The following is a 12924-nucleotide window of genomic DNA, read 5'->3' on the forward strand; positions in this document are numbered from 1 at the left end:
TTGCTTGCACACTATGGTCGTGCAGTACTCAAAAAATAAATCAGAATATGAATTTATCGCAAGACTGGAAGCATACTACCAATATTTACGAAGTAAACGTAAGACAATATACAAAAGAAGGAACTTTCAAAGCATTCGAAAAAGAAATGCCACGCCTCAAAAACATGGGAGTAAAGACCCTTTGGTTTATGCCCATTACCCCAATTGCACAGCTCAACAAGAAAGGAAGTATGGGAAGCCCGTATGCAGCTTCAGATTATGTTTCCATCAATCCCGAGTTGGGTACAATAAGTGACTTCAAACAAATGGTTAATGAAGCCCACCGATTAGGTTTTAAAGTCATTATTGACTGGGTTGCCAACCACACCGGTTGGGATCATGTTTGGACGAAATCTCACCCAGAATTTTATCTTAAAGATCCCGACGGAAGCTTTCACAAAGCCTCAGGTATGGATGATATCATAGAACTGGATTTCTCAAATAAAGAAATGCGTCTCGCTATGATTGAGGCAATGAAGTTTTGGATAAAAGAGACCAATATTGATGGTTTTAGATGCGATTTGGCATCGTGGGTAGAGGTGGATTTTTGGAAGCAAGCACGCCCAGAAGTTGAAAAACTAAAACCACTCTTTTTTCTAGGAGAATTCGACGAAATTGAAAGCCCGGATTATGGTAAAGTCTTTGATGCAAGCTATTCTTGGAAGTGGATGCACAAATCAGCAGATTATTATAAAAATAATGAGTCAATACAATCGTTGAAAGAATTACTATTGCAATATTCACAAATCGGAGACGCCTCAATGCGAGCGTGGTTTACAACCAATCACGACGAAAATTCTTGGAACGGAACCGAATTTGAAAAATATGGAGATATCACCAAACCCATGGCAGTGTTTTCTGCAACCTGGAACGGTATTCCGCTATTATATTCTGGGCAAGAACTCCCCAACCTCAAAAGGCTAGAATTTTTTGAAAAAGACGTCATTTCTTGGAATAACGAGTATAAAATGGCTGAATTTTATAAAATTTTATTAAATTTAAAATCATCAAACCCTGCTTTGCGTGCTGGTGATGCAGCTGTTACTACACATATTTTGAAGACTTCGGCTGATGATAAAATTTTAGCTTACATCAGAAAAAATGGTGAAAAAGAAGTTTTAGTAATTTTAAATTTATCAAAAGAAGCAGTGAATTTCTCAATTGATGACTCTCTACTTTCGGGAGAATTGAAAAATGTTTTTGATAAATCTAAAAGAGATTTTACAAAAGATAAAAATTTCAGTTTTAAAGTTTCAGATTTTGCTGTTTTCGAAAAGTAAATCAAAAAAAATACGATAAAGTATTTTAATTTTTCAATAGAGGCGGGCTTTTGTCCGCTTTCATTGTATGATATTAAAATTGGCTTTTAAACAAAAATTAATACTTTTAGCAACTTTAATTATCTTTTTTAAAATGAAAAAAGAAGACCTATTACATATTCTAAAAAATAAAATCTCAGAAAAAATCCTGATTTTTGAAAATCTTATTGCCGAAACCCGTGCTTCTAGCAACGATACCAAAAGTTCGATGGGAGACAAATACGAAACGGGGCGAGAGATGCTACAACAAGAAATTAATAATCTTCAGCTTCAGCTCAATGAAGTTATAAAGCAAAGAGACTTTCTCAATAATTTATCATCAAAACCGTCTGTAAAATCTGAAAAAGGAGCTTTGGTAAAAACGGATAAAGGGTTCTTTTACATTGCCGTTTCTTTCGGAAATATAGAGGCCGAAGGCAATAAAATCTTTTGTATATCTACAGATTCTCCCTTGGCAAAAGTTTTGGAAGGGAAAACAGAATCTGAAAGTATTAGCTTAAATACAATCACGCAAAAAATACAAAATATTTGGTAATTTTAATTTAAAATTAAAATCTTGAAAATTTAAAGTTTACCTCATCCGTCAACCCATCTTTTAGACCTTGTTTATCTACATATTAGATTAGATTAAATAAGACTAATATATTTTTTGAATTGAATGCAGTAAAATAACTGCCTTATTTTTCCTAAATTTGAGCCGATATTACTCATCAAAATGCAAAACTACCTTAATTTACTGCAATATATTTTAGATAACGGAACCGATAAAACCGATAGAACAGGAACGGGAACACGCAGTGTTTTTGGCTACCAGTTGCGTTATGATCTATCCAAAGGATTTCCAATGGTGACAACCAAAAAAGTTCATTTGAAATCCATCATTTATGAATTGCTGTGGTTTTTGAAAGGAGATACAAATATTAAATATCTTACAGATAATGGTGTTACAATCTGGAATGAATGGGCAGATGAAAACGGAGACCTCGGCCCTGTTTACGGAGCACAATGGAGAAGCTGGAACGGAGCAGACGGGAAAGTAGTTGATCAGTTTTCTGATGTTATTGATCAAATAAAAAAAAATCCGGATTCTAGAAGATTAATTGTTTCTGCTTGGAACGCTGCAGAAATACCAAATATGGCTCTAGCACCTTGTCACGCCATGTTTCAATTTTATGTGGCCGATGGTAAACTGTCACTTCAATTGTATCAAAGAAGCGCAGATGTTTTTCTTGGTGTACCATTTAATATCGCAAGCTATGCCTTGCTGTTAATGATGGTTGCGCAAGTTTGTGATTTAGAAGTTGGAGATTATGTTCATAGTTTTGGTGATGTACATATTTATAATAACCATTTTGAGCAAGTTCAGAAGCAACTTTCAAGAGAAACAAGACCACTTCCTACCATGAAACTCAATCCTGAAATAAAAGATATTTTTAATTTTAATTTTGAAGATTTTACATTAGAAAATTACGATCCGCATCCGGGTATAAAAGCTCCCGTGGCCATTTAAATTGTGTTGAATAAAAAAGTAGAGCCAAAAACTTTACTTTTTTTGTAACTATTTATAAGTTTTTGAAACTTATAAGCAAAATTCTTATATGGTAAAAAAGATTAGGTTTTTGATTGTGATATGCGCTTCGTCATTGCTTTTCTCACAACAAAATCTTAAAGATAAACTCGGGAACTACATAGATTCTCTATATTCTTACCACAAAATAATGGGCAGTTTCGCCATCTCCGAAAATGGAAATTCAACTTTTCAAAAAGCAGTAGGATATGCGGATGCCGAAAACAATCAAAAAGCAAACATCAATACTCAATACAGAATTGGGTCTATCAGCAAAACTTTTACCGCTGTTATGATTATGCAAGCGGTAGAAGAAAATAAAATTTCTTTAAACCAAAAACTTTCAAATTTTTATCCTGAAATTCCAAATGCAGATAAAATAACAATTGAAAATTTACTTCAGCACCGTTCCGGAATTCATAATTTAACTGATGAGGCAGAATTTCTACAGATGTATACCAAATTTCACTCTGAAGCCGACCTTATTAAAATAATTAAAAACTACAAAAGTGATTTTGAGCCTGGTTTGAAGCATGATTATAGTAATTCAAACTATATTTTGTTGGGCTATATTTTGCAAAATATAAATAAAAAGACTTATGTTGATTTGCTTAAAATGAAAATCACAAAACCTTTAAAACTTAATTTTACTGAAGTAGGTGGAAAGATTGAAACAGAAAAAAATCAGGCAAAATCTTACGCCTATAATAACGGTAAATATCAAGTACTGCCCGAAACAGATATGAGTATTCCCATTGGTGCTGGCAATCTTGTCTCAACACCTTCAGATTTAATAAAATTTATCATAGAGTTAGAAAACGGAAAATTGATAAAAAAAGAGAGTCTTACAAAAATGAAAACTTTTACTGATGACTACGGTTATGGTGTGGTAAAATTTCCCTACGAAAAAACTTCAGGATTTGGCCACAACGGAGGTATTGATGGTTTTAAATCTGCCTTATTTTACTTTCCGGAGTTAAAAGTGGCTGTTTCTTTAGTAGTTAATCAGAATAATGCAGATACAAATTCTGTTTTAGATAAAATGATTGATGTTACTCAAAACAAAGATTTTGAAATGCTAAATTTTAAAACTTTAGAAATTCCTCTCGCAGAACTTCAGAAATACGTTGGCGCGTATTCAAATAAAAGAATTCCTGTTAAATTTAATATCTTTATCAACAACAAAACGCTTATGGCTCAGGCAACCGGGCAGAGCGCATTTCCTTTGGACGCGGTTTCGAATACTAATTTCAAATTTGAGATGGCAGATATTACCATTGATTTTAATTTCGAACAAAAGAACTTTGTCATCGAACAGGCAGGGAGAAAAAATACATTTACAAAAGAATAATAAATTTTAAAATATACTAATATCATAATGAAAAAAATATTCATTGCAGCACTTTTTTTAGGTGCAATTTTCAATTCAAATTTTGTTTTGGCTCAAACCGAAACTTCAGGCAGACAAGAGGTTTATAGAGCAACACATGCCAAAGTAACGGAGCTAAAACACACTAAACTTAAAGTAAATTTTGATTACCAAAAAGAGCAAATGAATGGTGAAGAATGGCTTACCGCTTCTCCTTATTTTTATGCCACGAACGAATTAACCCTTGATGCAAAAGCAATGCTCATTCATGAAGTGGCTTTAGACCAAAACGGTAAAAAATCTCCACTGAAATTTGATTATAAAGATGATATTCTAAAAATCACATTAGATAAAACCTATCAAAAAAACCAAGAGTACACGGTATACATTAAATATACATCTCGTCCGAACGAAGTTAAACAAGAAGGAAGTGCAGCTATAAGCGATGCGAAAGGTCTTTATTTCATCAATGCACAAGGAAAAGATGCAGATAAACCCACACAAATCTGGACTCAAGGCGAAACAGAATCTTCGTCTGCATGGTTCCCTACTATTGATAAATCTAATCAAAAAACAACCCAGGAAATCTTCATGACTGTTCCTGATAAATACGTCACACTTTCCAACGGTGTTATGAAGAGTTCTGAAAAATCTGGAAACGGATTACGTACAGATCATTGGGTAATGGATAAACCGCATTCTACCTATTTGTTTTTCATGGGAGTTGGTGAATATGCCATCGTAAAAGACAAATGGAGAAATATTCCTGTAGATTACTATATTGAAAAAGAGTACGAGCCTTATGCAAAACAGATTTACGGAAATACTCCTGAAATGTTGGAGTTTTTCTCAAAAAAATTAGGCTACGATTACCCTTGGGCAAAGTATGCACAAATTTCTGGTAGAGATTATGTAAGTGGTGCCATGGAAAATACTACAGCAACGCTTCACGGAAGTGCTGTTCTCCAAAAACCAGGACAGTTGATTGACGAAAACAGTTGGGAAGATACCATCGCTCACGAGCTTTTTCATCATTGGTTTGGAGATTTGGTAACGGCCGAAAGCTGGAGTAATCTTACCGTTAATGAATCTTTCGCCAACTATTCAGAATACCTTTGGAACGAATACAAATACGGCAAAGATCAGGCAGATTACCACCAAATGACAGATGTGAATATGTACATTCATAATCCTGGCGATTTCAAAAAAGACTTGGTGAGATTTGATTATAAATCTAGAGAAGATGTTTTCGATTTGGTAACTTATCAAAAAGGAGGAGGAATTCTTCACATGCTTAGAAATTATCTTGGCGATGATGCTTTCTTTGCCGGAATTACAGATTATTTGAAAACGTATGAGTTTAAAAATGCTGAAGCACATCAGCTAAGATTATCTTTTGAAAAAGTTTCGGGCAGAGATCTAAATTGGTTCTTTAATCAATGGTATTTCGGAAGTGGACACCCAAAAATTTCTTACACTACTTCTTATGAACCTGTAAAAAAGCAGGTGTCGGTAACCATAAGCCAGTCCCAAGAGAAACCGTTTGAATTTCCTTTAACCATTGATGTTTATGATAACGGAAAACCAAAAAGACAACAAGTTTGGGTAAAAGCAACGGCAAAAAATACATTCAATTTTGATTCATCTAAAACTCCGGATTTAGTTAATATCAACGCAGATGGAATTTTAGTTGCAGACATTACAGAAACAAAAACTCCAGAGCAGTATCTCTTACAATTCAACGGTTCCAAAGAATTTAAAAGCAGATATTTAGCTCTAAATGGAATTAAAGATCAGGTAGGAAAAAATACGGCAGCGACAAAAATTTTGGCAACAGCAATTAAAGATCCTTATTTCAGAGTAAGAATGAAAGCTTTAGAATTGATGGATCTTTCAAACCCAGAGCAGATGAAAGCAATGGGCGGAGATGTTGAAAAATTAGCTTCAAACGATCCTAAAACTTTGGTTCAAGCTGCGGCTATTAGGGCTCTAGCAAAATCTAAAGACAAAAAATATCTTCCAATTTTCGAAAAAGGAGTAAGTGCAGTTTCAAATGCAGTAAAAGCAAATTCTGTAGGTGCAGTTTTGGCAATCGATCCTGCTAGGGCTTCTTCTTATGCAGAAAAAATTGACTTAGAAGGCGCTTCTGAAGAAATGTTGAGCCAAATGTTACCCATTATTGTTAAAAATAAAGTCACCTCGCAGATGCACCATATTGGTCAATTGGTTGCATTTTATCCTTTCATCAAATTTCAGAATCCTGAATTGGGGAAAAATGCTGAAGAAGGCTACAACTGGATTATGAGTTCAGATAATCTGAAAGCTACTGAAAGCATTACCAAAATTTTGGGTCAGGCAAAAGGGCAGATGGGAGACAATCCCCAGGTGAAAATGATGATTTCTCAAATGCTGAAAGAAGGACTCAATAAAAAAATGGAAGTCTTAAAACAAAATCCTCAAAATGCGGGAAGTATCAATAAACAGATTGATGCAATTAATAAAGCAATTGAAGATTTTAAATAGAAAATACAGTAAGTCAAATGAGGAAGCCGGCAGATATGCCGGCTTTTTTATCGGTTAAAAGTCGGTTAAATAACTTATAAAATACTCAATATTACCTGCCTTCTCATTTCATTGATTAATTATTTAATGTTTTTTTATGATCGTAAGCAATTTTTCATTATTAAAAATACTTTTTGTTTTCGGTTTGAAATCTTAAAATTTTATTTTAATCGCAGCAAGATATTATGGATTTCAATAAACTTTTAGGTTGGTAATAAACAAAAAAAAGCTGTTCAATGATTTTGAACAGCTTTTTTTAATAAAATATTGATTTTAACGACCTATGAAATGGAGGCATCAAAAAAAAGAAATTAATCTGTTAATCAATTTCCATTCTTTAAGTGGAAACAATGTTTTTTTTTAGATTTTACATTTATCTATCTGCCCGAAACCCGAGGTTTCAAGATTGCAATGTGCTTGTTTTGGAAATTTTAGAATTAATTTTTAAATTTTGTCCGCAATTTCCAGTCTATTAAGACATAAGAAAATTTACTTACTTCAAAACCTGCACTTCAATTGCAGAATCTTCAAATATTTTAATAAAAGCCTTCGTGTAATCTTCTTTGGTAGCAAAGTTCGGATTGTCTATAAACTTCTGCGGATTTACAGCAAACAGTGGAAACCAAGTAGAGCTGATCTGTATCTGAATTTTATGTCCTTTTTTAAAAGTATGAACCACATCCTGCAATCTGAAATTCACGGCAGTTTTCTGATTCGGCTGCAATGCTTCCGCTTTTTCTTTTGAATTTCTGAATCTTGCAGGCATTATTTCACTTCGCACCATCTGATGGTAATTTCCATAGATCACACCGTCTTTTTTTTCAGTAGGTTTGAAATCTTCAGGGTAAACATCGATTAGTTTTACAGCAAAATCAGCATCAGATGAAGTAGAAGAGATATTTAATTTAGCTAAAATTTCTCCAGCAAAAGTAAGATCTTCGGTTAAAATATCGGTCGTAAATGTCAGCACATCAGGTCTGCCAACGGCAAATCTCTGGTCTTCCGACATATAATTTCTTGGTGTAAATCCGTTGAAATCTTTTATTTTTTCAGAACTCAAAACAGGATTGTTTGGGTCGCTGTAATATTCTGAAAACCCTTGTGAAGATGTATTTTTCAAAGATTTGTCAGCTAAATAAAAATTAATTTTCTGTGTGTTTTTCGGAGGGTATTCGGCAAATTCTCTCCATTCTTTAGATCCTGTATCATACATCATCGCTTCCGGCAATCCAGCATCTTTTTTGGTATCGCCTTTCAGATAATGGCTGAAAAATTTAGTCTCCAGATTTTTCTGATAATACGTCGCAATGCTGTCTCCGAAGTAGATTTCATTATGAAAATGTTTTCCGTCTTCACGAGCCCATGCGCCATGAGAAAACGGTCCCATTACAATAGTGTTTTTAGCTTTCGGACTGGTTTTTTCAATCGTTTTGTAAATATTCAAAGGTCCGGAAAGATCTTCGGCATCAAACCATCCGCCAACGGTCATCACCGCATGATTCACGTTTTTCAGATGAGGTAACAGGCTTCTCTTCTGCCAGAAATCATCATAATTGGTATGTTCCATCACTTCGGTCATGAAGAAATTATCTTTGTAATATTTTTCATATCCGTCTTTTAAAGTTCCCATGTCACGGTAAAATTTCAGACCGTCTTCCGAGGTTGGTTTAATCATAGAATCTGTGTACCATGCTTTATTTTCAGGCTTTGTTTTCTGCACGCCAAAGACAGGAAAAGTTCTGAAATAACCCATCATAAATCTTCCGTTGTGAAGAAAGTCGTCATTCCAGAAATCTGAAATCGGGGCTTGTGGCGAAGAAGCTACCAACGCCGGATGCTGAGCCAGAACTCCGACAGCCGTATAAAATCCGGGATAGGAAGTTCCGTATTGTCCTACTTTTCCGTTGTTGTATTTGATGTTTTTGATGAGGTATTCAATCGTATCGTAGGTATCGGTACTTTCGTCGACATCTTTTTTGGATTTTCTTTCCACCTGTGGCGTCATATTGGTAAACACGCCTTCGCTCATATACCTTCCGCGAACGTCCTGATAGACGAAAATATATTTATCATTCAACAGATATTTGTTGGGGCCGAGTGCTCTTCTGTATTCATTTTCGCCGTACGGAGCGATGCTGTAGCAGGTACGCTGCATCAGGAAAGGATATTTTTTAGACTTCGAAATATCTTTCGGAACGTAGACCGAAGTAAAAAGTCTGGTACCATCCCGCATCGGAATATAAAATTCCTGCTTGGTAAAATTGTTTTTCACAAAACTGTCTGTCTGCTGAGTCTGCGCATTCCCAAGAATAAAAAGCAATAGCAGAAAAAATGAATATCGGATGTTCATAAATTGAAATTTGATGCTAATTTAATGATTAAAAAGTTTTTGGGATGAGGTTTTTAAAAATGAAGTTTTAGGAAAAGAAAAAGACCGGAATTTCTTCTGGTCTTCAGTGTTTTTTTGATAATGATTTTTAAAGTAGTCACTATTTAGTTGATAATTTTGGTAGTCCAATTTTTTTCAACATCTCGTTTGCTTTTGCAAGTTTTTCAGGAAATAAGATTTTGTCATCATATTTATCCAGAGACTTGTCTACTGCAACAATTGTAATTTTTCTCTTTTTTAATTCTTCTGTAATTTTCATTTTCAAAAAATTTATTTTTTTCGTTTCACTAAAAATCCGTCATATTCTGTGCCGATTTTGAATTCTTCCCAATCATCTTCTAACTGTCCATAAATTTCAAAATCTTTCTTCACCTCAGTGTAGAATTTCGTAATTCCCATTCTGTATAATCTTGTTCTGGATTTTGTGCTTCCTGTTGCATAAATCCAAACCTCAGAATATTTATCTGTAAAAGCATATAAGGTAGCTACAACCGAAGCTAAAACCTTTTCACTGTCTCCATTATTTGAAATTACTTTATCATCAATATCGCCCGTCAAATAATTTTTGTCTCCGAACGCAAGATTGTATACATCTTTCAAATTTGTAGACTGAAATCTTACCAATTTATGAATTAAGCCTTTATCTCCTTCACTTATAAATTCAAAAGTCATCATTTTATCACTCGAATTTAAAGGATATTTAGGTAAATGCATGAAATTTAAAGAATATTTTACTGTTCAAATTTACGAAAAAATTGTTAAGTCTCGTAGAGTTTTGTCTCACGGGTCTTTACTATAAATGATTGAAATTCTAATAAATAATTACTGCTTGCGCATTCCCAAGAATAAAAAGCAAAATCAGAAAAAATGAATATCGGATGTTCATAGTTGAAATTTGCTGCTAATTTAATGATTAAAAAGTTTTTGGGATGAGGTTTTAAAAATGAAGTTTTAGGAAAAGAAAAAGACCGGAATTTCTTCTGGTCTTCAGTGTTTTTTTGAGCTGAACTGAACTTGGCAGAAGCTTGTCAAGGTTATTTTCATCATTAATATTAACCTTGACAAGGTTTGTTCACGATTCTTTTGCTTAAGCAATGTTTTTACGAGTAATCATTTCGCTGGCGCAAGCGTCTCGCTTGTGTCCGCTTTTGCAATGGGTACGAGCGAGACGCTCGCACCAGCGGGGGGGGTAAAAAAAAGGGAAGAACTTATTAACGTTCTTCCCCACTATACATTATAATATATGAAAAATTATTTTACATAATATTTATTAATCAATTTCGAACAAAACAATATTAGTAATAAAGCAAAGCAAGAAACAGATATTATAAAAAACACTTTACCAAGCAAAGCATTAACGATAAAAAATTTTACAACTAAGAACAAAAGCATCGTTATAAGAGCAATTATTCGTAAAGGTTTAATTAGATTTTCCATATATATTAATATTTTAAGGACAACAAAATGATTGGATAGAAAGTGCCGCAAATCCAGCGTCTTTATGTGATACCCCACCTATTGATACACAGCCTTGACCCATATGTTGAGCTGCAAAATTAGCTGTTGCAACCCAAAGATCGGCATCTGCCTCTGCTTGAGTAAAACCAAATCCACAAGCTCTTCTAATATTAAAAAAGCTGCATCCGCCGCCGCCGCCAGCAAATTTTCCGGAAGCTATTTCGCTTTGCCTTTCAGCATATGATGTTTTATTTCCAAGAACAGAAGTTTGGCTTTCTGTTTCTGAATCAACAATATCTTCTTTTAATTCTAAATAAGCTAAAATTAAAATTAAATCATCTTGACCCATTTCTTTTGTAAAATCAACATTTTTCAATTTTTGATTCTGTACGAAAGAATTTGAATACGCAACATCTCCATCACGATCTATGTATAACGATGAATTTTGAGTTGATAAAACACCATTGCTACTATAAATAGTATAATTAGAGAAATTTACAGCTTTATCTCTGTAAAGGAAATCTCCAAATGTTTCAAATTTAATAACTCCATCATTAACATTAATTTTTTTTACTCCCAGTCCTAATAAAGTTTCAGAAACTTTATCAGTGGACTTTAAATTACTTGCCTGTTCAATACTGCTTTGATCTCCATCAGTACTGCAAGAATTAAGTGAATTGATAAGTAGTAGGCCTCCTGCTACAAATAAACATTTTACAAATGTCTTAATTTTTTTTATATAATAAAATTTTTTAGGTGTGTAAATATAAAGAAAAATTAATATCTCACACAATAAAGTATTAATTATAATGTTAAATATCATTAATATTATATACAGCTCTGATTTTCAAATATAATGTTTTCGGTTTGAGTATATTTTGTTTAAAATTTTGAGACAGCTATTTTAAATCAGAAGAAGAAAGAATCACTTTGAGCTTTTCTTTGTCTATTGAGTTAGTTTTTTACCTTTTATATCATTTAGAGCTCTAAAAAAATCGAATCTTTTATCGGCAAAAACTTTGTGTGCGCCATCTTTTGCTTTTTTTGCATCATCTTTAGTTACTCCAACTATTTCTCTGCCATCTGTATCAATAAACATTACCGGGTTATTAGCTCACCCCCGCTGCCGCACGAATCCCTTCGTGTGGCTTTTTCTTTTTAAAACCAATTGTATTATTTTTTATCTTTATAATAACATACAATAATGAGTAGAAATTACAAATTCCATAATCCTGAAGGTTTGTATTTTATAAGTTTTGCTGTCCTAGGTTGGCTGTATTGAGCAGCAATGATGCAAAGACCCATTTTTGAAAGCTTAATAATATATTCCAAAACTTATCCAAAAAAAATAAAACACGACATCTTTTGTCGCATTAAGCTAATATATTTGTGGTAGTAATTTTTAGTAATAAGATTGCAGACCAAAAAACAAATATCAGATGAAAAAAGATTTTTACTTGGCAAGATATGCTTTAATTATAAAAAAATTAGAAACCACTCCGGCAGATTATTCTCAGCTTGAAGACTATCTGCTAACCTCTTTCGAGTTTCAGGATGCAGGTGTACAAAGCTACTCTATCCGCACATTACAGAGAGATATCCGTGAGATTTCAAGACTTTTTAATTTAACCATTCACAACAAAAAGAAGGGCGACAAAAGGTATTACATCGATGGCCGCCCAGACATGGAAGTGGATGAGTATAACCAGAAATTATTAGAAACTTTTCAGGTAAACAATGCCATTAACCAACGCCCGGATTTTGCAGGAACAGTATTTTTTGAAAGCAGAAAACCTTCAGGGGTAGATCATTTTTATGATCTTTTCTTTGCCATCCGCAACAAAAGAATTGTTGAGTTTGAGCATTATAATTACAAGAATAAAATAATGACTTCCTCCGCTGGCGCAAGCGTCCCGCTTGTGACCGCTTTTGCAATGGGTACGAGCGAGACGCCCGCACCAGCGTTTTGCTTCCATGCACTTGATTGGTTTTTAATGAAAATTTCCCATCGCTGCTACTTGAGGTGTAGTTTATGATTGTAGGATCTTTTGATTTTAATAAATAAACGGTAGTGTTTGTAATTGGTTTCTGGTCAGAAGTTTTTACTATTCCATCCAAGCTTATTTTTTGTGCGTTTACAGCAAAAAATGTACTTAAAGGGAAGAAAAATAAATAGGTTTTTCCTCATTTTTTATGCTGCACAAATAGAAAAAACATCCCA

11 protein-coding genes are annotated in these 12924 nt (G+C 33.7%); 6 read left to right on the top strand and 5 right to left on the bottom strand.

The genetic code is table 11. From position 1 onward, the window contains the following. The first annotated feature begins 47 nt into the window (after nucleotides 1-47). The 5 genes from BW939_RS12535 (at nucleotide 48) to BW939_RS12555 (ending at nucleotide 6817) form a co-directional block, all read left to right on the top strand. A complete protein-coding gene (locus tag BW939_RS12535; RefSeq protein ID WP_228417225.1) occupies nucleotides 48-1319 on the top strand; it encodes an alpha-amylase family glycosyl hydrolase in 1272 nt (423 codons plus the stop codon). A gap of 133 nt (nucleotides 1320-1452) precedes the next feature. After that, on the top strand, nucleotides 1453-1893 hold the full coding sequence (locus BW939_RS12540) for a hypothetical protein (protein WP_076452405.1): 441 nt from the start codon (nucleotides 1453-1455) through the stop codon (nucleotides 1891-1893). Between the two features lie 180 nt (nucleotides 1894-2073). Beyond that, nucleotides 2074-2868, top strand: a complete 795-nt coding sequence (locus tag BW939_RS12545) for a thymidylate synthase (protein WP_076452353.1) — start codon at nucleotides 2074-2076, stop codon at nucleotides 2866-2868. Between the two features lie 88 nt (nucleotides 2869-2956). After that, nucleotides 2957-4276, top strand: coding sequence for a serine hydrolase domain-containing protein (locus tag BW939_RS12550; protein ID WP_076452354.1), 1320 nt, complete (start codon nucleotides 2957-2959; stop codon nucleotides 4274-4276). A 27-nt stretch (nucleotides 4277-4303) separates the two neighbouring features. Further along, nucleotides 4304-6817, top strand: a complete 2514-nt coding sequence (locus tag BW939_RS12555; protein ID WP_076452355.1) for a M1 family metallopeptidase — start codon at nucleotides 4304-4306, stop codon at nucleotides 6815-6817. Between the two features lie 532 nt (nucleotides 6818-7349). Here BW939_RS12555 and BW939_RS12560 read toward each other — a convergent pair. The 5 genes from BW939_RS12560 to BW939_RS15865 all read right to left on the bottom strand — a co-directional run bounded on the left by BW939_RS12560 (nucleotide 7350) and on the right by BW939_RS15865 (nucleotide 11802). Then, nucleotides 7350-9206 carry a CocE/NonD family hydrolase gene (locus BW939_RS12560; protein ID WP_076452356.1) on the bottom strand — a complete coding sequence of 619 codons (1857 nt, stop codon included), beginning with the start codon at nucleotides 9204-9206 and terminating at the stop codon, nucleotides 7350-7352. Between the two features lie 139 nt (nucleotides 9207-9345). Continuing rightward, the gene (locus BW939_RS15960) at nucleotides 9346-9504 is read right to left on the bottom strand and encodes a DUF4197 domain-containing protein (protein WP_143753995.1); all 159 of its coding nucleotides are present in this window, start codon (nucleotides 9502-9504) and stop codon (nucleotides 9346-9348) included. An 11-nt stretch (nucleotides 9505-9515) separates the two neighbouring features. Continuing rightward, a complete protein-coding gene (locus BW939_RS12565; RefSeq protein ID WP_076452357.1) occupies nucleotides 9516-9959 on the bottom strand; it encodes a DUF6934 family protein in 444 nt (147 codons plus the stop codon). A gap of 736 nt (nucleotides 9960-10695) precedes the next feature. Next, a complete protein-coding gene (locus BW939_RS12570; protein WP_076452358.1) occupies nucleotides 10696-11526 on the bottom strand; it encodes a hypothetical protein in 831 nt (276 codons plus the stop codon). Between the two features lie 123 nt (nucleotides 11527-11649). Next, nucleotides 11650-11802: a hypothetical protein gene (locus tag BW939_RS15865; protein ID WP_159439272.1), complete on the bottom strand. Its 153-nt coding sequence runs from the start codon at nucleotides 11800-11802 to the stop codon at nucleotides 11650-11652. Between the two features lie 340 nt (nucleotides 11803-12142). On the opposite strand from BW939_RS15865, the gene BW939_RS12575 reads away from it, so the two are divergent. Further along, nucleotides 12143-12739, top strand: coding sequence for a hypothetical protein (locus BW939_RS12575; RefSeq protein WP_228417227.1), 597 nt, complete (start codon nucleotides 12143-12145; stop codon nucleotides 12737-12739). Nucleotides 12740-12924 lie beyond the last annotated feature (185 nt).

Source organism: Chryseobacterium piscicola, assembly GCF_900156685.1.
GTDB lineage: Bacteria > Bacteroidota > Bacteroidia > Flavobacteriales > Weeksellaceae > Chryseobacterium > Chryseobacterium piscicola.

What these genes read in the sequence shown, in the direction of transcription:
- BW939_RS12535 (WP_228417225.1), top strand. Translation starts at nt 48, where the DNA reads ATGAATTTATCGCAAGACTGGAAGCATACTACCAATATTTACGAAGTA.
- BW939_RS12540 (WP_076452405.1), top strand. Translation starts at nt 1,453, where the DNA reads ATGAAAAAAGAAGACCTATTACATATTCTAAAAAATAAAATCTCAGAA.
- BW939_RS12545 (WP_076452353.1), top strand. Translation starts at nt 2,074, where the DNA reads ATGCAAAACTACCTTAATTTACTGCAATATATTTTAGATAACGGAACC.
- BW939_RS12550 (WP_076452354.1), top strand. Translation starts at nt 2,957, where the DNA reads ATGGTAAAAAAGATTAGGTTTTTGATTGTGATATGCGCTTCGTCATTG.
- BW939_RS12555 (WP_076452355.1), top strand. Translation starts at nt 4,304, where the DNA reads ATGAAAAAAATATTCATTGCAGCACTTTTTTTAGGTGCAATTTTCAAT.
- BW939_RS12560 (WP_076452356.1), bottom strand. Translation starts at nt 9,206, where the DNA reads ATGAACATCCGATATTCATTTTTTCTGCTATTGCTTTTTATTCTTGGG.
- BW939_RS15960 (WP_143753995.1), bottom strand. Translation starts at nt 9,504, where the DNA reads ATGAAAATTACAGAAGAATTAAAAAAGAGAAAAATTACAATTGTTGCA.
- BW939_RS12565 (WP_076452357.1), bottom strand. Translation starts at nt 9,959, where the DNA reads ATGCATTTACCTAAATATCCTTTAAATTCGAGTGATAAAATGATGACT.
- BW939_RS12570 (WP_076452358.1), bottom strand. Translation starts at nt 11,526, where the DNA reads ATGATATTTAACATTATAATTAATACTTTATTGTGTGAGATATTAATT.
- BW939_RS15865 (WP_159439272.1), bottom strand. Translation starts at nt 11,802, where the DNA reads ATGTTTATTGATACAGATGGCAGAGAAATAGTTGGAGTAACTAAAGAT.
- BW939_RS12575 (WP_228417227.1), top strand. Translation starts at nt 12,143, where the DNA reads ATGAAAAAAGATTTTTACTTGGCAAGATATGCTTTAATTATAAAAAAA.